Genomic DNA, 22,749 nt, shown 5'->3' with positions numbered 1-22,749 from the left:
GCACGCGCCCGGGATCGAGGACGGTCGGCAGGCTTCGCGGTCTGCCACCCTCCTCAGGCGGACGAACGACGGCGCTGTCGCAACCCAAGAACGGTCCGATCAGGCCGGGGCGGTGAAACGCGTCGAACGGACCCCTGCCGTATCACGGACCGCGAACGCGCATGCTCCAAGGCAGAACAGGCACGCCGGCGAAGGCCGCTCCCTTGACCCGTGCGGCGCTTCGCACGAGGGCGAGGCTGTCCCTACACACGAACACGTCGATGCGTTGTTCCGGGGTGGGGCTCTCGAAGCGTCGCCGCTCCGGCATCCGAGCTGGATGGAACCACGACGGACCGGGTCGAGCATGACCGCGGGATCTGGCGGCGAAGGCCGCTGATCCCCATCCGAGGCGGGGAACCCCTGGCGGTGGTAGGACGAGGCCCAAGGATCCATAAATCCCATGGCCCTCCCAAGCCATCTCCCGACAAGTCACGGAGGGGAAAGAGTATTTTTCCAGTTCAATGGCTTAGCTCCGACCGGGGTAACGGTCCCCTCAGCTCCACCAGGTCCCCCGCCGCCGAGGCGGTTGACCTAAGTGGTTGTCACTAGCCCAGGATTTGAAGGGATTGGCCGAGCCGCTCCGCGGCGTCATCCCCGATAGTTTCCCCACCGGATGATTTTTATTCCAGCGCGTGGGCCGAAAAGCCCTGGGGCCCGGCCGGTCGATCCGGCGTGCAGCCTGCGGGTTCGGGAGGCCCCGCCCAGCAGTCGCACGCGCCGTCGCAGACCCGGAGAGGCCGGTCAGAGCCTCACGCCGGCGGACGTCAGCTTGTCCGCGAGACGCGGATAGACCCGGAGGGCGTTGCCGGCGTAGATCCGGGCCCGGTCCGCGTCGGAGATCGCGGCGGCTTCCACGTAGCGCCGGGTGTCGTCGTAGGCGTGGCCGGTCTCCGGATCGATGCCGTTGACCGCGCCGACCATCTCGGAAGCGAACAGCACGTTCTCGCGCGGCACGACCTTGAGCAGCAGGTCGATGCCCGGCTGGTGATAGACGCAGGTATCGAAGAAGACGTTGCGCATCAGCTCCGACAGGGGCGGCCGCTTCAGGTCCTGCGCGAGCCCGCGATAGCGGCCCCAGTGGTAGGGCACCGCGCCGCCGCCGTGCGGGATGATCAGGCGCAGGGTCGGGAAGTCCTTGAACAGGTCGGAGGTGACGAACTGCATGAAGGCGGTGGTGTCGCCGTTGATGTAGTGGGCGCCGGTCGCGTGGAAGTTGCGGTTGGCCGAGGCGCTGACGTGGATCATGCCCGGCACGTCGAGTTCGACCATCTTCTCCCAGAGCGGGTACCAGAAGCGGTCGGAGAGCGGCGGGTCGGTCCAGTAGCCGCCGGACGGGTCCGGGTTGACGTTGCAGCCGACGAAGCCGAGCTCCCGCACGCAGCGCTCCAGTTCCGCCGTGCAGTTCTTCGGCGAGACGCCCGGCGTCTGCGGCAGCTGGCAGACGCCCACGAAGTTCTGCGGCATCAGGCTCGCCACGCGGTGGATCATGTCGTTCGACACGATCGACCAGTCGAGACTGGTCCGGGCGTCGCCGATGTGGTGGCCCATCCCGCCGGCCCGCGGCGAGAACAGGGCGAGCGAGATGCCGCGCTCGGACTGGAGCTTGAGCTGACGGCCGGCGACGCTCGCCCGCACCGCGTCGTCGCTGACCTTCAGGTCGGCGGGGGCGGGCGACTGCGCGGGATCGTTGACGGCGTCGATCTGGCGCTTGCGCCAGGCCAGCATGGCGGGCGGCTCGGTGGTGTAGTGCCCGTGGCAGTCGATCACGAGACCCGTATAGGGCGCGGCCCGGGCGGGGCCGGGCGCGGCGACCGCGGCCGCCCCCAGGCCCGCGAGGCCGCGCATGAAGCCGCGGCGCGGCAGGCAGCAGGGGCAGGCGGCGCCCGGCACGGGATCTGTCTCGGCGATCATCGGCCTGCGCCCTCCTGCAGGGCGGCGCCCTGGGGCAGGGCAGTGCCCTGGGGCAGGGCGGCGCGCTTGCGCAGCACCATCTCGCCCCGGAACAGGAATTTCTGCGCGCGCTTGCCGGTGTCGACCTCGGTGGTGAAGACGTTGCCCTTCGAGTCGACCGCGAGATTGTGGACCCAGTGGAAGTCGCCCGCCATCCGGCCGTTGCGCCCGAAGCGGCCGAGGACCTCGCCGGTGTCGCGGCTGAGCGTGCGGACCTCGTTGTTGGCGCCGTCCGCGTTGAGCAGGTAGCTCTGGCGCTCGTCCGGCCAGAGGGCGAGTTCCCACACGGCGCCGTTGGCCCGCGTGTTCCGCTCGACGAACATCTCCTTCACGAAGCTGCCGTCCTTGGCGAACACCTGGATCCGGTTGTTGGTGCGGTCGCAGACGTAGACGAGCCCGTCGCGGGCGATCTGCACGCAGTGGACCGGGTTGCGGAACTGCGCCGCGGGCTCCGCCGCCGGGTCGTAGGGACCGAGCTTCTCGTCGGTCGGCGGCTTTCCGTAGGCGCCCCACATCCGCTTGAACGCGCCGGTCTCGGCATCGAACACGATGACGCGGTGGTTGTAGTAGCCGTCGGCCACGTAGAGCTCGTTCGTCTCCGGGTCGACCATCATGCCGGCCGGCTTGCCGAGGCGGGTCGTGTCCTGGCTGTCCGTCTGCGGGCCCTGCTTGCCGATCTGGAGGACGAAGCGGCCGTCGGGGGTGAATTTGAGGATCTGGCCATCGGTGTCGCCGTTGCCGGCGAGCCAGACGAAGCCCTTGTGGTCGATGTGGATGCCGTGCTCGTTATGGGGCCACTGGTAGCCCTCGCCGGGGCCGCCCCAGGACCGGATCAGGGTCCCGGCCTGGTCGAAGACGAGGACCGGCGGGGCCGGCTTGCAGCACCGGGTGCGGGGCGGATCGAGGCTCGCGGCCTTCTCGTCGTCGGTCAGCGTGCGGGGCCGCTGGACCACCCAGACATTGTCCTGCGCGTCGACCGCGACGCCCGCGGCCTGCCCCATGATCCAGTCGTTCGGCAGCCGCTTCGGCCAAGCCGGGTCCACCTCGAAGCGGAGCGGCTCCTCCGCCGCGGTCGAGACGGTGAGGCCAAGGAATACGACGGCCACCAGACGCCGCAGCATGGCGTTTCTCCCTGTGTTTTATTGGCTTTGTGTCAGCAGCTGCATCAGATGATGCTTGGCCATCGGCGTCCAGCTTCTGGAGCGGGGTGCCTCGGACTTTCGGCGACGCTTTCGGTGGATTGTTTTCGGCCGACGGAGCCTTGACGGGCCCGTCCGCTTCGCGCCGTCCCGGAGGCCCTTTCCAGAAGCCCGCGCGGCCGGGGGTGGCGCCGGAGACCGGGCGCATCGGCTGGCCGTCAGGACCCTCCGGTCTCCGCCGAAGCGGGAGCGACCTCGGACCGCCCCGCATCGGCGAAGGCCTGCCGGGCCCGCTCGATCTCGGCGTGATGCGTTTCCGCCCAGAGCCAGACGCCGCAGAAGGCGGCGCCCAGGCTCTTGCCCAGCGGGGTCAGCGCGTAGTCCACGTGCGGCGGGATCACCGGATGCACCGTCCGGCGCACGAGGCCGTCGCGCTCCATCTGGCGGACCGTCTGCGTCAGCATCTTCTGGCTGATGCGGCCCACCGCCCGGCCGAGTTGCGTGAACCGAAGGGTGCCGTGCTCCTCCAGTGCCTCCAGGATCAGCAGGGTCCACTTGTCGGCGACCTTGCCGATGATGTCGTGCACCAGCGCCTCGATGCGCGGATCGGTCTCCGCCGGGACCTCCCCCCGGCGCCGCGCCTCGATCTCGGGGTCCGGTGCCGCCCTGCGCATTCGACACTCTCCTTCGGGTCCGTATAAATCTTTTGGGTGCCTACTTCAGCACGGAGAGCGTCCTCCATACCCTCGTGGGCGACACCGACGAAGGGCGCCGCCATGAAAACCTCAGGCAACACCATCCTCATCACCGGCGGGGGCTCGGGCATCGGGGAGGCCCTCGCGCACCGCTTCCACGATCTCGGCAACACCGTCATCGTCGCCGGCCGCCGCATGGACGCGCTGGAAGCGGTCGCCGCAGGCCGGCCGCGGATGCACGCGATGCCGCTCGACATCGCGGATGGCGGGGACATCGCCGCGTTCGCGCGACGGATCATCGCCGAGCACCCGTCCCTCAACGTGCTGATCAACAACGCCGGCATCATGCGCTTCGAGGCGCTCGACCGGGCGCGCGACCTCTCGGACGCCGAGGCCACGGTCACGACCAACCTGCTCGGCCCGATCCGGCTGACCGACGCGCTGGTCGAGCATCTGGCGGGGCAGCCCGACGCGGCCCTCATCAACGTCTCCTCGGGCCTCGCCTTCGTTCCGCTGACGGCGACGCCGACCTACAGCGCGACGAAGGCGGCCATCCACAGCTACACGCTCGCCCTGCGGGAGGTCCTCGCGGGCAAGGTCGAGGTGATCGAGCTGGTGCCACCCGCGGTCCAGACGGAGCTGACGCCGGGCCAGGCGACCCGCGAGGGCTATATGCCGCTCGCCGCCTTCATCGACGAGGTGATGGCGCTGTTCCGGGTGCAGCCGACCCCGCGCGAGATCCTGGTGGAGCGCGTCGCCTTCCAGCGTAACGCCGAGGCGGAACACCGCTTCGACGCGGCTTTGACGAGTCTCAACGAGGCCGCCCGCAAGGCGCGGGAGGCGCAGTCCTAGGCGTCGGGCCGGAGGATGCCGATGGCCGCGGAGGCCCGGTCGCCCGCACGTCACGCGCGCACAGCCGCGATGACGCCATCAGTGCCGGACCGACGTGCGGGTTGTGCTGGATGGTCGCGGCGCCGACGCAGCGTGATGGCCGCGCCTCGACATCCGGCTCCGCCAGCCCGCCCGCGAACTCGCCCAGAGCGAGAAATTGAGCAATAAATACAACTTCTGCAAGTATTACGCACGAAGCCGACTCGCCCGAGCGCCCGGCCCGGCCTGCCAGGGCCCCTCTCCCGAATACAGAGCCCTTCGGTACGACGACGGCATCTTCTTCGCGACGGCTCGAACGTGTGCGGCCGCCGCGGCGCGGCCTCCAGACCGGATGACGACTGGCCGCTGATCGATCACGATTGTTCCGGTGATACCGGTATACCAATAAAAGTGACGCCCGACCCGGAACCCGTTTGCGCGCAATCCGTTTGTGCCCCGCTGCCAGACCGGCGGCGGGAACCAGAGGGTGTTGCGGACCGTGACGGCGGGGGTCGACAGGCATGAGCTCCGGCAGATCATCGCCGGCCTGAGCGAGGGCGTGATCCTGGTCGAGCCCGACCAGACCATCGCCTACGCCAACGTTGCCGCGCTCGCCATGCACGGGGCCGGGTCGATCGACGAGCTCGGTCCCACCGTCGATGCCTACCGCGAGCGCTTCTGCCTGCGCTACCGCAACAACCGCACGCCCGAGGCCTACCCGATCGAGCGGGTCGTGGCCGGCGAGCGCTTCCACGACGTCGTCGTGGAGGTGACGCGCCCCGACAAGCCGGAGGTCGCGTTCGTCCACTCGCTCCGAAGCCTGGTCGCGACGGATCACCAGGGCAATCCGAGCTGCCTCGCGCTCATCCTGAAGGACGTCTCCGACCAGTTCGAGGCCGAGGAGCGCTTCGAGCGGACCTTCAACGCCAACCCGGCGCCCGCCGTGATCACGCGGCTCTCCGACCTGCGCCACGTCAAGGTCAATCACGGTTTCCTGGAGATGACCGGCCACACCCGGGACGCCGTGATCGGCCGCAGCGTCTACGAGGTCGACGTGCTGTCGGGGGCGCGCAACCGCGACCTCGCGGTCTCGCGCCTTCACCAGGGCGGCACCATCCCGCAGATGGAGGCCTGCCTGGACCTGCCGGACGGGGGCAGCCGCTTCGTGATCGTTGCGGGCCAGCCCATCGCGATGGGCGACGAGCCCTGCATGCTCTTCACCTTCGCCGATCTCGAGCTGCGCCGGAAGGCCGAGACGGCTTTGCGCCAGAGCGAGGAGCGCTTCGCCAAGGCCTTTCGGCTCACCCCCGTGCCGACCCTGCTGGCGCGGGCGCAAGACTTCCAGGTCACCGGCATCAACGAGGCCTTCACCCGCGTCTTCGGCCTGGGCGAGGACGGAATCGTCGGGCGCTCGCTCGCAGAGGTCGGGCTCTGGGTGACGGACAAGCAGCGCCTGACCTTCGAGGCGGCCCTTGCCCGGGACGCCTACGTGCTCGGGGTCGAGGTCTGCCTGCGCCACGGCGATGGGGCGAACCTCGACTGCCTGGTCTCCGCCGAGCGGGTGACGATCAACGACGACGCCTTCGTGCTGCTCGTGCTGCAGGACATCAGCGAGCGCAAACAGACGGAGCGCGAGCTGTTCGACGCCATCGAGACCGTGATGGCCGACACCTCGTGGTTCAGCCGCGGCCTGATCGAGAAGCTGGCGAACCTGCGCCGCCCGGGCCGCGACGGCGCCGACGCATCGGCGCCGAACCTCACGGTGCGCGAGCGCCAGATCCTGAACCTGATCTGCTCAGGCCTCGACGACGACGCCATCGCGCGGAAGCTCGGGCTCTCGCGCAACACGGTGCGCAACCACGGCGCCGCCCTCTACCGCAAACTCGGCATCCACAAGCGCACGGAAGCTGTCGTCTGGGGACGCGAGAACGGCTTTCCGTATCAGGCGAGTAGCAGTTGATGTCCGGCATACCAGTATGTCCGCATCATTGAACCGGGCTCGACGGCGCACATCTGCCGGCCGGTGCAGCGTTTTCCGGAGCGGGACGTCGCGGCCGGGACCGAACACGGGATCTCGGCTTCGGCCGAGCAAGGCGAGGCCCCGATAGACGGGGCCGCCATCCACCTCGCCCGAAAGACCGCGGCGAGATCATCCGGGGCTGTCCTCGCGGCGAGCCCGGCACACGACAGGAGAAGCACATGGTCGACATCGACAGGGTCACGGGTGCCGCCCGGGAGATCGGCGGCAAGGTTCAGGGCGCGGTCGGCGACCTCACCGGCTCGCACCGCGACTCGGCCGAGGGCCGCGTCCGCGAGGCGGCCGGTCAGGCCGAGAACCTCTACGGCCAGGCCAAGGATGCCGTGCGTCACGCCGCCGACGAGGCCTACGACGTCGCCGAGGACGTCTACGACCAGGGCCGCCGCTACCTGCGGGAGGGACACGACCAGTCCGCCGCCTGGCCGCACGCCTCGCTCCTCGTGGCAGGCCTCGTCGGCTTCGGCCTCGGCCTTCTCGTCAGCAAGCTCTGACGCCCCCTTCCATCGCCCGATTCAAAGACCGGAGTAACCGCGTGAGCACGACGTCCAGCGTTTCCCCCGTCGCCGCAGGCGACACCCGCGCCATCCTTCTCAACGAAGTCTCCTGGGGCGCCATCTTCGCGGGCGCGGTCACCGCGCTGGTGGCCCAGGTGATCATCAACCTCGTGGGCGTCGGCGTGGGCCTCGCCTCGGTCGGCACCAACGCCGCCGACAACCCGGCCGCCTCGACCGTCTCGCTCGGCGCCGGCCTCTGGTTCGTCGGCTCGGGCATCGTCGCATCGCTCGCGGGCGGCGCCATCGCGGGCCGGCTCTCCGGCAAGACCCTGCCGGGCGCGGCCGCGCTCCACGGCCTCGTCTCCTGGGCGGTGACCACGCTCGTCGTGCTCTACCTGCTGACCTCGGCCGCCACCGGCCTCGTCGGCGGCACGCTGAGCACAGTCTCGGGCGCGCTGGGCGGGGCGGGCAACCTCGTGGGCGGCACGATCCAGACGGCGGCCCAGGCAGCGGCGCCCTCGCTCTCGAAGATCTCCAACCCGCTCGACGGCATCGAGCAGAAGGTGCGCGAGCAGGCCGCCGGCCAGGATCCGCAGGCCGCCCGCGACGCGGCGGTGGCGGCCGTGCGCGCCGTGCTGACCGGCGACCCGGCTCAGAAGGAGCAGGCCAAGACCCGGGCCGCCGACGCGCTCGCAAAGGCCCAGGGCATCTCGCCCGATCAGGCCAAGGCGCAGATCGACGACTACCAGAAGCAGTACGAGCAGGCGGTCGCCACCGCCAAGCAGAAGGCCGAGGCCGCCGCGGTCGCGACCAAGTCTGCGGCGACCCAGGGCGCCTTCTACGCCGCGCTCGCCCTGATCCTCGGCGCGCTCGCGGCCTTCTTCGGCGGCCGCCTCGCCGCCCCGAAGCCCGTCACCCTGCTCGGCACCTACGACGCCCGTCGGATCTGAGCATCCCCGATCGGTCCCCACGCGACTGCGGGGGCCGCCCACGACCGGCGCGGCCGGTGACCCGCAACCTTCGACAGCAACCTTCGAGAGGAGAGCACGCGATGAGCAGCACCACGGACAAGCTGAAGGGCCTGGCCAACGAGGTGGCCGGCAACGTCAAGCAGGGCGTCGGCAAGGCGACCGGCAATGACAAGCTCGTGGCCGAGGGCAAGGCGCAGGAGCTGAAGGGCGAGGCGCAGAAGACGGTGGGCGACGTCAAGGACGGCGCCGGGAAGCTCGCCGACAAGTTCACCGGCAAGCACTGAGCGGCACTGAGCCGCCCTTCGGGCCGTCCGGGCTCGCCGGGAGCATTCCGCCATCGGCGGCAGAGCGGGGCGTCGGGCAGGTGTCCGGCGCCCCGCCTCGGCTCCGGGGCGCCCGAGGGCCGGACTTTTCAAGCCCTTGCCTTTTACGGCATCTTAGGCGCCCTCGGGGACAAGGACCTTTTCGCACGGGATCCCACGCGCCATGGACACCAGCACGACGCGGGACCCCGAGGCCCGCGGGCCGGCCCGCGACGGCATCCTGCCGGCCGAGGACATCGCGGCGCTCGCCGAGGCCGGGTCGATCCGCTCCGCGATGCCCTTCGCGCCGGACCAGATCCAGCCCGCGAGCCTCGACCTGCGGCTCGGGCGCCGCGTCTTCCGCGTGCGGACGAGCTTCCTGCCGGGCCGGGAGCGCGCCGTCTCCACCTGCGTCGCGGCGCTCTCGCTGCACGAGATCGACCTCAGCGAGGGCGCCGTGCTGGAGACCGGCTGCGTCTACATCGCTGAGCTCCAGGAGAGCCTCGCGCTGCCGGGGGACCTCGCCGCCTCCGCCAACCCAAAGAGCTCGACCGGGCGCATCGACGTCTTCACCCGCGTCATCACCGACCGGGCCGCCGCCTTCGATCAGGTCGAGCCGGGCTATGCCGGCCCTCTCTACGCCGAGATCTCGCCGCGCACCTTCCCGGTCCTCGTGCGCACCGGCTCGCGCCTGTCGCAGATCCGCTTCCGCCGGGGCGACCCGCGCCTGCGCGAGGCGGAGCTCGCCGCGCTCCATGCCCGCTCGCCCCTCGTCAACGTGGCCGAGCCCTCGTTCCAGGGCGGGGTCGCGGTCTCGGTCGATCTCGCGGGCTTCGACGGGCTGATCGGCTACCGGGCCAAGCGCCATACCGGCCTCGTCGACGTCGACGCGCCCGGCCGCCATCGGGTCGGCGACTTCTGGGAACCGCTCGCCGCCGACGGCTCCGGCACCCTGATCCTCGATCCCGGCCAGTTCTACATCCTGGCCTCGAAGGAGGCGGTGCAGGTCCCGCCCGACCACGCCGCCGAGATGGTGCCGTTCGATCCGCTGGTCGGCGAGTTCCGGGTGCACTACGCCGGCTTCTTCGATCCGGGCTTCGGCCATGCGGGGGCGGGCGGCAGCGGCGCCCGGGCCGTGCTGGAGGTGCGCTCGCGCGACGTACCGTTCCTGCTGGAGGATGGGCAGATCGTCGGCCGCCTCGTCTACGAGCGGATGGCGGCGCTGCCCCGGACCCTCTACGGCGCGGCTGGCGCCGGCTCGAACTATCAGGCGCAGGGCCTCAAGCTGTCCAAGCACTTCGCCTGAGCGGTGGGGAGCGGGCCCGGCGGACGACGCGGCGGGCCCTTCGCCGTACAATCCGCCGGATGACGCCGTCCGGTTTCGACCCTCCCGCTCCAGCCCGCTGCGGAGGACAGATGTCCCCGAAGGAGGGCAGGGCGGAGGCCGGTGCCGCGTCGGAGAAGAATCCGCCGTTTGAGAGGCGTCGGCCCGCCCGGGGCCGACCTCTCATACCGTGTCCGTTTGAATAGCTCGGTCCGGCCCGCCGCGCCGTCATTCCGGGGCGCCGAAGGCGAGCCCGGAATCCATGAACAACCGCCGTTCATCGTCCCGCCGCTTCGGTGTTCTTGATCCCGGGCTCCGCTTCGCGGCCCCGGGATGACGCGGAGACGACACCGAGGCGATCATCCGGAACCGCCATCACCGGTGTGGTCGGGCGTGGGCGCGAGCCCGCGCCCGCTTGGCTCACGCAGCCCGCACGGTGGCGAGGAAGCGCCCGACCTCCAGGCTCAGGTGCTCGGACTGGCGCGAGAGCTCGGTGGCCGAGGTCAGGACCTGGGTCGCGGCGGCACCGGTCTCGGTCGCGGAGCCGGCGACGCCCGCGACGTTCGTGGTGACCTCGCTCGTGCCGGCCGCCGCCTGGGAGACGTTGCGCACGATCTCCTGCGTCGCGGCCGTCTGCTCCTCCACCGCCGCCGCGATCGCGTTGGCGACGCCGCTCAGATCCCGGATCCGCTCGGTGATGCTGCCGATCGCCGTCACTGCCTGACCGGTCGATCCCTGGATCTGGCCGATCTGGCGCCCGATCTCCTCGGTCGCCCGGGCGGTCTGGTTGGCGAGCTCCTTCACCTCGGCGGCCACCACCGCGAAGCCCCGGCCCGCCTCGCCCGCGCGCGCCGCCTCGATCGTGGCGTTGAGCGCTAGAAGGTTCGTCTGGTTCGCGATCTGCGAGATCAGCGCCACCACGTCGCCGATCCGCGCCGCCGCGCCGCTCAGCGCCTGCACCAGCTCGGCCGTGCTGTCGGCCTCGGCCACGGCCGTCTGGGCCAGGCTCGCCGAGCCCGCCACCTGCCGGCCGATCTCCTGGACCGAGGAGCCGAGCTCCTCGGCCGCCGCCGCCACCGTGGCCACGTTCGAGGCCGCCTCCTCGGCCGCGGCCGCCACGGCGCTCGACTGGCCGGCGGCGGCATCCGCCGTGCCCGACATGCTGCGGGCGGTGGCCTGCAGCTCGGTCGCCGCCGACGTGACGGTCGCCATGATGCCCCCGACCGCCCGCTCGAATCCGTCCGCCATCTGGCGCATGCCGGCCTTGCGCTGCTCCTCCGCCGAGGCGCGGGCGAGGGCGGTCTCCTCCTCGAGCTGGCGGGTGCGGATCAGGTTCTCCTTGAAGACCTGCACGGCGCCCGCGATCGCGCCGATCTCGTCCTCCCGCTCGCGGTAGCTCACCTCGGTTGTCGCATCGCCGCCGGCCAGACGCCCCATCAGGCCGGTCATCGTGCGGAGCGGGCCGGACACGGTGCGGTTGAGCAGGAAGATGCCGAGGAGGGCCGCGCCGATCATCGCCAGCAGGCCGGCCAGGACGGCGGTGCGCGTCTCCGACGAGGCCGCGGCGGCCGTCGCGACCCGCCCTTCCAGCAGGGCGCGCTCGGCCGCGTCGATCTCGGCGACCCGGGCGCGCAACGCGTCCATGGGGACCTTGCCCTGACCGGAGATCTCGATCTGCCGCGCCTGGGCGCGGGTCTCCGGATCGCGCATCAGGGTGATGGCCCGCTCGGCGATCTGCTCCCGCCACTCCCGCGCCAGCCCGTCGATCTGGTCGATGCGCCGCTGCTGCTGCGGATTGTCCGCGGTCAGCTTGCGGATCTGAGCGGAGGCCTCGGCGTAGCTCCTGACACCGGTCCGGTAGGGTTCCAGGAACTGCTGGTCGGCGGAGAGCAGGTAGCCGCGCAGGCCGGTCTCCTGGTTGACCATGGCGGCGGCCAGGTTCTGAGCCTGCTCGAGCACGCGGTGCGTGTGCTCGTTCCAGTCACCGGCGTCCCGCATGGACGCCACGCCGCGCCACGTGACCGCGGCGGAGCCGAGCGCAGCGAGAATCAAGATTGAGAAGACGGCGGCCAGTTTCGTGACCAATCGAAGCCGAGCGAAAGCGCGCATCGGAGCGGTAACCTCATATTCGGTGGATCGGCGACACGGGCATCGGTCGCGCATCCCCAGAACATGAGCAAAGAGAGTAAGGAAATCTCTAATTGAACTTCGGCTCCGGCCACAAAGACGCCAACCGGGAGGTGCATTTGGAAATATATACAACCCATAATCATCAAATTGTCACGCTCGAGCGCGGTGATCAATCGATCGTGATCACCTGCCTCCGCGAGCCCGACGCGAAGGTGACTGGACAAAGCGGCCGACGCGGTGCCGTTCAGGTCCCGGACACGCTGCGGGCGAAGGCGTGCACCAGCACCATGTCGAGCTTGCCCGCCATGCCGAGCAGCACGTCGACGGCCTCACCGCTCGGCATCGGCGCGCGGTAGGGCCGGCTCTCCACGAGGGCGGCGTAGATGTCGCAGATCGTCACCAGCCGGACGGGGTCACTGATGGCGCTGCCCGCAAGGCCGTCCGGGTAGCCCGAACCGTCGAGCACCTCGTGGTGGTGGCGCACGACGTCGAGGGTCAGGTCATCGAAGCCGCCCGCTTCTACGAGGATGCGGTGCCCGACCGCGGCGTGGGAACGCATCACGGCCTGCTCGGCCGGGTCGAGCCGGCCGGGCTTGTTCAGGACGTCCAGCGGGATGCGCGCCTTGCCGACGTCGTGGACCAAGGCGGCGCGCACGATCTGCTGCCGGTCGCGCTCGGAGAAGCCGAGGTCGATGGCGAAGGTCGCGGCGAGCCCGGTCACCAGCAGGCAGTGCTGGTAGGTGGCGTCGTCGTAGCTGCGCACGGTGGCGAGCCAGCGGTCCAGACCGCCGGTCTCGACCGCGGTGAGCACCGGCGTCAGGCCCGCGTCGATCGCCTCGGCGCGGACCAGCTCCCCGTTGCGCGCGGCGTCGAGCAGGCCGGTGATGACCGTGCCGGTCTCGGCGGCCCCGCGGGCCACGACCGCCTCGATCCCGGTCGAGGCCGGGCGCAGATGCGCGAGCACCGCCTGCGCCACGGTGCGGATCGGGGTGTCGCCGGGCAGGCAGAGCTCGGCCCCCTGGCTGCGCGCCTCGGCGAGGCTGCGCTCGCCCATGCTGCGCATCAGGCAGATCAGGGGCGTGCGCGCGCCGCCGGCCGCGCCCCGCAGGGTGCGCAGGCTGCGCGCGGCTTCCGGCTGGAGCAGGTCGACATCCGCGACGAGGCCGAGGGCACCCTCGATGCGCCCCGGAAAGCGCCCCTGCACCGTCGAGACCCGGCAGGGCGCGATCTGCTCGAGAAGCTGCGCCAGGGCTACGGTGCGGTCGGGCCGGTCGGTGAGAAGGAGGAGCATGCCCGGAGCCGGGGACCGACGGTTGAGTGGAGGTGCCGAATCTGCCGTTCCAGGCACGCGGCTGGATGAAATACCTATCGCATCCCGTCGGAGTTTTCCCAGGGGTGTTCCCGAATCTATCCAGGGCGGCTCTCGGCAATGCCGAAGAGATTACTAATTCCGTCTCCCGCCCGCGGGACCGTCCGGCACCTCGCGGACGGCGGTGCGCTCCGGCGCGGCCATACCCGCCTCCGGGCCCCGGTCCGCCTGGGCCGCGGAGGTCCGGACGGCCGCGCGGGCGGGCCGTGGCTCAGCATCGCCGGCGGAACCGCCGAGGCGCACGAACGGAAGCGTGAAGGCTGCCAGGAAGGCGAGACCGAGCAGGGCGCCGGTGAGCATGCCGGCCGCCACGCCGCTGCCCACGCGCATCTGCGCAGGCCGCAGCGGACCGGGCACGATCCGGCTGCGGCGGCGGAACGACAGGCCGCGCGCGGTGGGACGCCGGGAGGGCGCAAGGTCTTCGGTCATCGGGAGCGGTGAGCCCGGCGGATCGGTCGCCCTACCGGATCCTGCCGCCACGGCGGAATCATGGCCGTTCGCCGCACCGCAACGCATTCTGCCGATCTTCGTCATCGAAGCGTTGCGGGATCCGCCGCGGCGCCGCCCGATCACGCCTCCGCCGCCGCCGCATCAATGAGCCAGACCAGCCGGCCGAGGCTCGCGGCGCGGCCCGCCGGCAGATCCTCGCCCGCGTGCAGGCGCCGCAGTGCCTCCCGCTTGCCCGTGCCGGTGACGAGGAACAGCGACCAGCGCGACGAGGCGAGCGCCGGGTAGGTGAGGGTGATGCGCGGCACGAAGGGCGCGAGCCCCGCCTCCGGCACGCCGACCGCGAGCGCGTCGGTCTCGGCGAGGGCCGGCTTGCCGGGAAACAGCGAGGCGGTGTGGCCGTCCTCGCCGAGGCCGAGCAGGACGAGGTCGAAGAGCGGCCGCGCCGGATCGAGCCGCTCGGCCCCGTAGAAGTCGAGCAGGGTGCGCTCATAGGCCCGCGCGCCCGCCTCGGGCCCCAGATCGGACGGGATGAAGTGCAGGTGCGTCTCCGGCACCGGCGCGCCGTGCCCGAAGGCCTCGCGCACCATGCGGACGTTGCTGCGCGCGTCGTCCCAGGGCACCACCCGGTCGTCGCCGAAGAACCAGTGCAGGCGCGCCCAGGGCAGGCGATCGACGTAGTCCGGCCCGGCCAGCAACTCGTAGAGCCGCTTCGGCGTCGAGCCGCCCGAGAGGCAGACCGCGATCCGGTCCCCGGGCGCGTCGGCGCAGACCGCCACCAGATGATCGGCCGCCGCGCGGGCGACCGCGTCGGCATCGGGCAGGATCTGGGCGCCGGGGGGCAGATGGCTCGGCATGGCGGTCCTTCGTCGAGTCCGTCGTCTGTTCGGGTACCCCGTCGCGCGGGCCGCAGTTCCTCACATCTTCGGCTGCTTCGGCTCCAGATGGCCGCCGAAGCCCTTGCGCATCGCGGAGAGCAGCTTGTCGGCGTAGCTCTCCTGCTCGCGCGAGCGGAAGCGACGGTAGAGCGCGTTCGACAGGACGGTGGCGGGCACGCCTTCTTCGACCGCCGCGTTGATGGTCCAGCGGCCCTCGCCCGAATCCTCCACGAAGCCCGAATAGTCCTCGAGGTGCTCGTCGCCGGCCAGAGCGCTCGCCGTCAGGTCGAGGAGCCAGGACGAGATCACGCTGCCGCGCCGCCAGACCTCGGCGATGTCGCCGAGTTCGAGCTCGTAGCGGCGCGCCTCGGGCACGCTCTCGGCATTGGCGTGGCGCAGGATGTCGAAGCCCTCGGCATAGGCCTGCATCAGCCCGTACTCGATGCCGTTATGGACCATCTTCACGAAGTGGCCCGCCCCCGAGGGGCCCGCGTGGATGTAGCCGAGCTCGGCCCGGGGATCGCGCCCCTCGCGGCCCGGGGTCCGGGGGATCTCGCCCGCGCCCGGCGCGAGCGTGCGGAAGATTGGGTCGAGCCGGTCGACGGTCGGCTTGGCGCCGCCGATCATCATGCAGTAGCCGCGTTCCAGGCCCCAGACGCCGCCCGAGGTGCCGACATCGACGTAGTGGATGCCCTTGGGCCGCAGCTCGCCCGCCCGCCGCACGTCGTCGCCGTAGAAGGAGTTGCCGCCGTCGATGATCGTGTCCTCGGGCGCCATCAGGTCTCCCAGCTGCCGCACCGTCTCCTCGGTGATCGCGCCGGCCGGCAGCATCACCCAGGCGGCGCGCGGCGCCTCCAGCTTGGCGACGAGATCCGCCAGGCTGTCGGCACCCGTGGCGCCCGCCTCGACCAGGGCCGCCACCGCCTTCGGGTCGCGGTCGTAGACCACCGCGCTGTGTCCGTCCCGCAGGAGACGGCGGACGATGTTGCCGCCCATCCGGCCGAGGCCGATCATGCCGAGTTGCATCGCTGCCCTTCCTTCAGATCGCCCCCGGTTTGGTTCGGGACGAAGATCAGCCGATCGCCGCCTTCAGCGCCGCCGCGACGCGCTTGAGCCCCGCGTCGAGATCGCCCTTGATGTGGACGCGCAGCGCCCGGCGCCCCCGCTCGGAGAGAACGGAGAAGTCACCCCGCGCCTGCGCGGCCACCACCGTCGCGAAACCGAGCTTGCGCCCGGGGATCGCGAGGTCGGCCGCGGGCTCGGCGGTGATCTGCAGGAACACGCCGGTGTCCGGCCCGCCCTTGTAGGCCTGCCCCGTCGAGTGCAGGAAGCGCGGCCCGAATTCGAGGCAGGTCGCGACGTGGCGCGCGTCGCGCACCGCGAGGCGGGCCTCCTGCAGGACGGCGTGGTTGGCCTCGTTGCGCGGCAGGTAGGCCAGCAGCGCGAGGTAGTCGCCGGCCTTGAGGCGGCCGAGATGGGCGTGCAGCGCCGGGTCGAGCCCGTCGGCCGCCGGCCCGAGCGCCTCGGCATTGGCGAGATCGGCGTAGAGCGCGATGCTCCCGTCCTCGTAGAGCGGCGTCTCGGCGGGCAGCGACCCGCTCTCTTCGGCCGCCGAGAACAGCTTCTTGGTCTCGACCTTGCTCGCCTCGACGTCGGGCTGGTCGAAGGGGTTGATGCCGATCACCGCGCCGGCCACCGCGGTCGCCATCTCGAAGCGGAAGAATTCCTGCGGCAGTTGCTCGACCTTGTCGATGCTGATGCGCACCACCGGGTGCCCCTCGCGCTCCAGGCTGCGCAGGGCCTCGTCCTGCCGTGTCACCGCGTGGCCGTCGAGGCGCAGGTAGACGAAGACGCGGTCGTGGCCGTAGGCCGCCGGCACGTCGACCGGCTCGCCGTCGATCGGGATCAGGCCCTTGCCCTGCTTGCCGGTCGATTCGGCGATGAGCTGCTCGACCCAGCCGCCGAAGCTCGCGATGGCCGGCGAGGCCACCAGCGTGACCTTGTCCCGGCCCTGGAGCGCGGCGGCGCCGAGCAGCGCGCCGAGGCGCACGCCCGGGTTCTCGGAGGGCGGCACCGCCGGCCCGCAGGAGCGCACCATGGTGCGGGCGATGTCCAGGAACTCGGCGACATCGATGCCGATGGCAGCGGCCGGCACCAGCCCGAAGGCCGAGAGCACCGAGTAGCGCCCGCCGATCTGCGGCACCCCGTAGAAGATTTTTTCGAACTGATCATCCTTCGCGGCCTGCTCCATGGCGGAGCCGGGATCCGTGATCGCCACGAAATGGGAGCCGGCCCTATCGCCGACCTCCGCCTTCATCCGGCCGAGGAAGTAGTCGCGGAAGACGTTCGGCTCCAGCGTCGAGCCCGACTTCGAGGCGACGATGAAGAGCGTGTTGCGCAGATCGACCGCCGCCTCGACGGCCCGGACCTCGTCGGGATGCGTCGAGTCGAGGATGCGGAGCTTCGGGAAGCCCTCGCGGTTGCCGTAGGTGAGGCTCAGCACCTCCGGCCCGAGGCTGGAGCCGCCCATGCCGAGCACCACGGCGTCGCTGAAGCCGCGCCCCTTCACCCAGTCGGCGAAGTCGGCGTACTGGCCGGCCTTCTCCAGCTCGTCCTCGACGATGCGGAGCCAGCCGAGCCACTTGTCCTCGTCGGCCCCCGACCAGACGGTCTTGTCGTGGGCCCAGAGTCGGCGGATCGCGCCGCTCGCGCGCCAGGACTCGACCACCTCGGCGGTGGCCTTCTCCAGATCCTCGGCGGTGGCGAAGCTCTGGCCGTTGAGCCGGTGCCCGAGGAGCGCCGCGCGCTTGCCCGCGACCGCACCGAGCAGCTTGTCGGCGGCGTCGATGAAGAGCTGCACGCCCTCGTCCACGAGCTGCTTGGCCACCGCCTCGATGTCGATGCCGGCATTCGCCAGCGCGCTCATCACCGCGCGGGCGCCCTCGACATCCGCCTCGATCGTGGCGCGCACCTGCCCGTGATCGCGGAAGGCGTCCATGGTGGCGGGCGGCATGGTGTTGACGGTGTTCGGACCGATCAGCTCCTCGACGTAAAGCACGTCCGAGTAGGCCTTGTTCTTGGTGCCCGTGGAGGCCCAGAGCAGGCGTTGCGCCTTGGCGCCCTTCTGGGCCAGATCCTGCCAGGTCGACTCCGAGAAAATCGCCTTGTAGCGCTGGTAGGCGAGCTTGGCGTTCGCGATCGCGACCTTGCCCTTCAGCGCCTCGAGCGCGGTCTTGCTCGCCGGGTCGTTGGCCGCAGCGATCTTCTCGTCGAGGAGCTTGTCGACGAGGCTGTCGATGCGGCTGATGAAGAAGCTCGCCACGCTCGCGATGCGCGAGACGTCGTGGCCGGCCTTCGCGCGCTCCGCCAGCCCCTCTACGAAGGCGCGCGCCACCTTCTCGTACGCGCTCTGCGAGAACAGCAGCGTGACGTTGATCGAGATGCCCTCGGCGGTGAGCTGGCGGATCGCCGGGATGCCCTCGGGGGTGGCCGGCACCTTCACCATCAGGTTGTCGCGCGAGACCGCCTGGTGAAGCCGGCGCGCCTCGGCGAGCGTCGCCTCGGTGTCCAGCGCGAGGTAGGGCGAGACCTCCAGGCTGACATAGCCGTCCGCGCCGTCGCTCGCCTCGTAGACCGGGCGCAGCACGTCGGCGGCGTTCTGGATGTCCTCGACGGCCATGCCCTCGTAGAGGTCGATGACGCGGGCATCACCCTGCTCCATCACGGCCTTGAGGCTGGCGTCGTACTCGTCCGAGTGGCCGATCGCCTTCTCGAAGATCGACGGGTTCGAGGTGACGCCGCGCAGGCCGTCCCGCTCGACGAGCGCCTTCAGCTCGCCCTTGGCGATGAAGCCGCGCGCGACGAAATCGAGCCAGACCGCTTGATCCTGTTCCGCATGCAGGGCCTTGAGCGCGTTCATGTCGATCCCTCGGAAGAGCTGGGGCGCGCGTGAGAAGGGCGCCGCCCCGGACGGGGCCTACGGACGATGTAGGGGCGCGGAGCACCCGCCCACAGGGGGCGATCCGCGCCGCAGGGCCTACTTCTTGTGCTTGGCGATCTGGTCGCGGGCGGCCTGCAGCACCTTGTCGGGGGTGAAGCCGAACTTGGTCAGCAGGTCCTTGATCGGCGCCGAGGCGCCGAAGGTGCTCATGCCGATGATGGCGCCCGCCGAGCCGGCGTAGCGGTCCCAGCCGATCACCGAGCCCTGCTCGACGGCGACGCGGGCCAGCACCTCCGGCGGCAGCACGCTGTTCCGGTAGGCCTCGTCCTGACGCTCGAAGAGGTCCCACGACGGCATCGAGACGACGCGGGCCTTGACGCCCTCTTCCTTCAGCGCCTCGTAGGCGCCGACGCAGAGCTGCACCTCGGAGCCGGTGCCGATCAGGATCACCTCCGGCGTGCCCGCGCTGTCGGCCAGCACGTAGCCGCCCTTGGCGGTGCCGGAGGCCGCGCCGTACTTGGTGCGGTCGAGCGTCGGCAGGGGCTGGCGCGAGAGCGCCAGCACGGCGGGCTGGTTCCGCAGCGTGAAGATCACCCGGTAGGCCTCGGCCACCTCGTTGGCGTCGGCCGGGCGGAGCGTCACGAGGCCCGGGATGCAGCGCAGCGAGAGCAGCTGCTCGACGGGCTGGTGGGTCGGCCCGTCCTCGCCCACGCCGATCGAGTCGTGGGTGAAGATGTGGAAGATCGGCAGCTCCATCAGGGCGGAGAGGCGGATCGGCGGGCGCATGTAGTCGGCGAAGACCAGGAAGGTCGCCCCGTAGGCCCGCAGGCCCGAGAGGCCGAGGCCGTTCACGATCGAGCCCATCGCGTGCTCGCGCACGCCGAAATGGATGTTGCGCCCGCCCGGCTCGAAGGGGGTCAGCGAGCCCGCGCCCTCGAAGGTGAGGTTCGACTTGTTCGACGGCGCCAGATCCGCCGAGCCGCCGAGCAGGAACGGCACGTGCTTGGCGATGGCGTTGAGCACCTTGCCCGACGATTCGCGGGTCGCGAGCCCCTTGGCGTCGGCCTCGAAGACCGGGATGTCCCGGTCCCAGCCCTCGGGCAGGCGGCCCTCGAAGAAGGCGTCGAGCGCCTCGGCGTGCTCGGGGTCACCTTGCTTGGCGGCGGTCAGGAAACCCTGCCACTGGTCGTAGAGGGCGGCGCCCCGCTTGCCGATCCCGTCGCGGAACACCTCCTTGACGCCGTCCGGCACCAGGAACTCGGCGTCCTCCGGCCAGCCATAGGCGCGCTTGGCGCCCTTGACCTCGTCGGGGCCGAGCGCGTCCGAGTGAGCCTTGGCGGTGTTCTGCTTCGTCGGGGCGCCGTAGCCGATGATCGAGTTGACGATGATGATCGTCGGCCGGTCGCTCGACTGCAGGAAGGTCTCGAGCGCGGCCGCGATCGCGTGCACGTCGTTGGCGTCGGCCACCCGCAGCACCTGCCAGCCATAGGCCAGAAAGCGCGTCGCCACCTCCTCGCCGAAGGCGAGCTCGGTGTGGCCCTCGATGGTGATCGTGTTGTTGTCGTAGATCCAGCAGAGGTTCGACAGGCGCAGGTGCCCGGCGATCGAGGCGGCCTCCGAGGCCACGCCCTCCATCAGGTCGCCGTCCGAGCAGATCGCGTAAACGTTGTAGTCGAAGAGCGGCAGGTCCGGCTTGTTCAGGCGCTCGCCGAGGAAGCGGCCGCCCATCGCCATGCCGACCGAGTTCGCCACGCCCTGGCCGAGCGGGCCCGTCGTGGTCTCGACGCCGGTGGTGAAGTGGTACTCGGGATGGCCCGGCGTGCGGCTGTCGAGCTGCCGGAATTTCTTGATGTCGTCCAGCGAGATGGCGGGCGCGTTGCCGCCGTCCTTCTCGGCCACCTCGGCGAGGTGGAGCAGCCCGTAGAGCAGCATCGAGGCGTGGCCGGCCGAGAGCACGAAGCGGTCGCGGTTCGGCCAGTGCGGGTGCGCGGGGTCGTAGCGGAGATACCGGTTCCACAGGGTGTAGGCGACGGGGGCCAGCGCCATCGGGGCGCCGGCATGGCCGGAATTGGCCCGCTGCACCGCGTCGATCGCCAGCGTGCGGATCGTGTCCACCGCCAGCTTCTCGGTCTCGCTCAAGCCCGTCTTGGCGACGGTGTCTGCTCCGCTCATCGTGTCAGCCTTCCAAAAACGTAGGGGCGCTCAGAGCGCGGGCGATGCGGCGACGTGGGCCTCGGCCGGACCTTTGCCCGGACTCCCGCTCTCCGCCCCGCCGCGCTCCCTGGCCGGGCCTTCCGTGCGGCTGTAATTGAGGATGGTGTTCACAAGCGCAACATGCGTGAACGCCTGCGGGAAGTTTCCCACCTGGCGTTTGGCCTGCACGTCGTACTCCTCGGAAACCAGCCCGACGTCGTTGCAGATCCCGATCAGGCGCTCGATCAGCGCGCGCGCCTCCTCCCGGCGGCCGAGGCCGATCAGGTTGTCGGCGTACCAGAAGCTGCAGGGCAGGAAGGCGCCCTCGCCGCCGGGCAGGCCGTCGGTCGCCTGGTCGTGGGTCTCGTAGCGCAGGATGAAGCCGTCGCGCATCAGGTGTCGGCCGATGGCCTCGACGGTGCCGACGACGCGCGGGTCGTCCTGCGGCAGGAAGCCCATATGGGCCATCAGGAGCAGGCTCGCGTCGAGGTCCTTCGAGCCGTAGAACTGGACGAAGCTGTTCAGCTCACGATCGAACCCCCGCTCGCAGACCTCGGCGTGAATCTCGTCGCGGGTGGCGCGCCACGCCGCCAGCGGCGGGTCGGGCAGGCGGCGCCCGCTCGGACTGATCGCGGCTCCCGCCTCGCAGATCGCCTCCCAGCTGCGGATGGCGCGGTCGTAGGCGACCCAAGCCATCACCTTCGAGTGCACGAAGTGCTTGCGCCCGCCGCGCACCTCCCAGATGCCCTCGTCGGGCTCGCGCCAGACGCGGTCGAGATGGTTCATCAGGGCGCGGCCGACGCGGAACCCCTCGCGGTCCTCAGGCATGCCGCGCTGGCGGGCCTGATAGAGCGCGTCGAAGACCTCGCCGTAGACATCGAGCTGGAACTGCTCGATCGCGGCGTTGCCGACGCGCACGGGCTTGGAACCCTCGTAGCCCGGCAGCCAGTCGAGCTCGATCTCGGGCAACAGGCGCTCGCCCGCGATGCCGTAGAGGATGTGGGCCTGCTGCGGGTTGCCGGCGACCGCCCGGGTCAGCCAGTCGCGCCACGCCCGGGCCTCCTCGATGTAGCCCGAATCCATCAGCGCCAGCAGGGTGAAGGTCGAGTCGCGCAGCCAGCAGAACCGATAGTCCCAGTTGCGCACGCCGCCGAGCTGCTCGGGCAGCGAGGTGGTGGGCGCTGCCACGATCCCGCCGGTCGGCCGGTAGATCAGCGCCTTGAGGGTCAGCAGCGAGCGCTTCAGGATGTCGTCCCAGGGCGTTCCCCTGGCGCAATGGTGCGACCAGTCGCGCCAGAACCGGGCGGTCGCGGCCAGCACCCGGCGCGGCTCGACGGGGGGCGGATCGTCCTCGTGCGAGGGGCCGTAGCTCAGCACGAAGCGCACGGTCTCGCCCTCGTGCACCGTGAATTCCGACACGGTCGTCTGGCGGTGCGAGCCCCGCAGGGGCACGTTGGTGCGCAGCACCACCTTGTGGGGTCCGGAGATCATGCGCAGGTCATCGAGCTCGCTGCGCGAGACCCAGGGAACGGCGAGCCCGTAATCGAAGCGGACCGCCAGCTCCGTGCGCATCGCGACCTTGCCGCTCAGGCCCTCGACCAGGCGGATCAGGTGCGAGCCGTCCTCGGCGGGCATGAAGTCGGTGACCTTGACCTCGCCCTCGTGCGTCCGGTGGCGGGTCTCTAGGATCAGCGTGCCGTCGCTGTAGGCGCGTGTGGTCTCGGCGTGCGGGGCCACGGGCCCGAGTTGCCAGAAGCCGTGATCGTCGGTGCCGAGCAGGCCCGCGAACAGGGCGGCGGCGTCGAAGCGCGGGAAGCAGAGCCAGTCGACGCTGCCCGCCCGGCTGATCAGGGCAGCGGTACGCCCGTCCCCGACGAGCGCGTAATCCTCGATGCGTGCGGCCATGGGAATGCTGTCTGCTCGGGCTCTCGATGCACCGCACCTAGTTCGGCGCGGGAACGGGTCCAGAG

The 22,749-nt window shown here is 70.8% G+C and carries 17 protein-coding genes; 6 read left to right on the top strand and 11 right to left on the bottom strand.

Translation table 11 applies throughout. The features are described 5' to 3' along the window. Positions 1 to 780 precede the first annotated feature (780 nt). The 3 genes from MFF54_RS17155 to MFF54_RS17145 all read right to left on the bottom strand — a co-directional run bounded on the left by MFF54_RS17155 (position 781) and on the right by MFF54_RS17145 (position 3,802). Positions 781 to 1,950: an amidohydrolase family protein gene (locus MFF54_RS17155; RefSeq protein ID WP_283206289.1), complete on the bottom strand. Its 1,170-nt coding sequence runs from the start codon at positions 1,948 to 1,950 to the stop codon at positions 781 to 783. Beyond that, positions 1,947 to 3,110 (bottom strand): NHL repeat-containing protein, encoded by a 1,164-nt coding sequence (locus MFF54_RS17150; protein WP_238304053.1) that lies wholly within the window; start codon positions 3,108 to 3,110, stop codon positions 1,947 to 1,949. Before MFF54_RS17150 ends, MFF54_RS17155 begins: the two co-directional genes overlap by 4 nt. Before the next feature lie 236 nt (positions 3,111 to 3,346). Then, positions 3,347 to 3,802 carry a winged helix-turn-helix transcriptional regulator gene (locus MFF54_RS17145; RefSeq protein ID WP_238304052.1) on the bottom strand — a complete coding sequence of 152 codons (456 nt, stop codon included), beginning with the start codon at positions 3,800 to 3,802 and terminating at the stop codon, positions 3,347 to 3,349. 102 nt (positions 3,803 to 3,904) lie between these two features. On the opposite strand from MFF54_RS17145, the gene MFF54_RS17140 reads away from it, so the two are divergent. From MFF54_RS17140 to MFF54_RS17115, 6 genes are all read left to right on the top strand, one after another. Next, the gene (locus MFF54_RS17140; RefSeq protein ID WP_238304051.1) at positions 3,905 to 4,675 is read left to right on the top strand and encodes an SDR family oxidoreductase; all 771 of its coding nucleotides are present in this window, start codon (positions 3,905 to 3,907) and stop codon (positions 4,673 to 4,675) included. 517 nt (positions 4,676 to 5,192) lie between these two features. Continuing rightward, positions 5,193 to 6,653, top strand: coding sequence for a helix-turn-helix transcriptional regulator (locus tag MFF54_RS17135; protein WP_238304058.1), 1,461 nt, complete (start codon positions 5,193 to 5,195; stop codon positions 6,651 to 6,653). Positions 6,654 to 6,892: 239 nt separating this feature from the next. Further along, a complete protein-coding gene (locus MFF54_RS17130; protein ID WP_238304050.1) occupies positions 6,893 to 7,222 on the top strand; it encodes a CsbD family protein in 330 nt (109 codons plus the stop codon). 41 nt (positions 7,223 to 7,263) lie between these two features. Beyond that, positions 7,264 to 8,175, top strand: a complete 912-nt coding sequence (locus MFF54_RS17125; RefSeq protein WP_238304049.1) for a PhnA-like protein — start codon at positions 7,264 to 7,266, stop codon at positions 8,173 to 8,175. Between the two features lie 101 nt (positions 8,176 to 8,276). Further along, complete coding sequence (locus MFF54_RS17120) at positions 8,277 to 8,480, top strand: CsbD family protein (protein WP_238304048.1); 204 nt, start codon at positions 8,277 to 8,279, stop codon at positions 8,478 to 8,480. 202 nt (positions 8,481 to 8,682) lie between these two features. Continuing rightward, the gene (locus MFF54_RS17115; protein ID WP_238304047.1) at positions 8,683 to 9,804 is read left to right on the top strand and encodes a 2'-deoxycytidine 5'-triphosphate deaminase; all 1,122 of its coding nucleotides are present in this window, start codon (positions 8,683 to 8,685) and stop codon (positions 9,802 to 9,804) included. Positions 9,805 to 10,242: 438 nt separating this feature from the next. Here MFF54_RS17115 and MFF54_RS17110 read toward each other — a convergent pair whose 3' ends face one another. The 8 genes from MFF54_RS17110 to MFF54_RS17075 all read right to left on the bottom strand — a co-directional run bounded on the left by MFF54_RS17110 (position 10,243) and on the right by MFF54_RS17075 (position 22,684). Next, complete coding sequence (locus MFF54_RS17110) at positions 10,243 to 11,931, bottom strand: methyl-accepting chemotaxis protein (protein ID WP_238304046.1); 1,689 nt, start codon at positions 11,929 to 11,931, stop codon at positions 10,243 to 10,245. A gap of 265 nt (positions 11,932 to 12,196) precedes the next feature. Further along, positions 12,197 to 13,243 (bottom strand): HD-GYP domain-containing protein, encoded by a 1,047-nt coding sequence (locus tag MFF54_RS17105; protein WP_238304045.1) that lies wholly within the window; start codon positions 13,241 to 13,243, stop codon positions 12,197 to 12,199. 153 nt (positions 13,244 to 13,396) lie between these two features. Next, on the bottom strand, positions 13,397 to 13,750 hold the full coding sequence (locus MFF54_RS17100) for a hypothetical protein (protein ID WP_238304044.1): 354 nt from the start codon (positions 13,748 to 13,750) through the stop codon (positions 13,397 to 13,399). Between the two features lie 140 nt (positions 13,751 to 13,890). Next, positions 13,891 to 14,625 carry a 6-phosphogluconolactonase gene (gene pgl, locus MFF54_RS17095; RefSeq protein WP_238304043.1) on the bottom strand — a complete coding sequence of 245 codons (735 nt, stop codon included), beginning with the start codon at positions 14,623 to 14,625 and terminating at the stop codon, positions 13,891 to 13,893. 60 nt (positions 14,626 to 14,685) lie between these two features. Beyond that, on the bottom strand, positions 14,686 to 15,672 hold the full coding sequence (gene gnd, locus MFF54_RS17090; protein WP_238304042.1) for a phosphogluconate dehydrogenase (NAD(+)-dependent, decarboxylating): 987 nt from the start codon (positions 15,670 to 15,672) through the stop codon (positions 14,686 to 14,688). 46 nt (positions 15,673 to 15,718) lie between these two features. Beyond that, positions 15,719 to 18,565 (bottom strand): bifunctional transaldolase/phosoglucose isomerase, encoded by a 2,847-nt coding sequence (locus MFF54_RS17085; protein ID WP_238304041.1) that lies wholly within the window; start codon positions 18,563 to 18,565, stop codon positions 15,719 to 15,721. Between the two features lie 117 nt (positions 18,566 to 18,682). After that, positions 18,683 to 20,758 carry a transketolase gene (gene tkt, locus MFF54_RS17080; RefSeq protein ID WP_238304040.1) on the bottom strand — a complete coding sequence of 692 codons (2,076 nt, stop codon included), beginning with the start codon at positions 20,756 to 20,758 and terminating at the stop codon, positions 18,683 to 18,685. A gap of 30 nt (positions 20,759 to 20,788) precedes the next feature. Further along, positions 20,789 to 22,684, bottom strand: coding sequence for a glycoside hydrolase family 15 protein (locus MFF54_RS17075; RefSeq protein ID WP_238304039.1), 1,896 nt, complete (start codon positions 22,682 to 22,684; stop codon positions 20,789 to 20,791). Positions 22,685 to 22,749: the final 65 nt, after the last annotated feature.

Origin of the sequence: Methylobacterium gregans (assembly GCF_022179245.1) — a bacterium.
GTDB classification, from domain to species: Bacteria; Pseudomonadota; Alphaproteobacteria; order Rhizobiales; family Beijerinckiaceae; genus Methylobacterium; species Methylobacterium gregans.
This window is presented reverse-complemented; position numbering and strand designations above follow the sequence as displayed.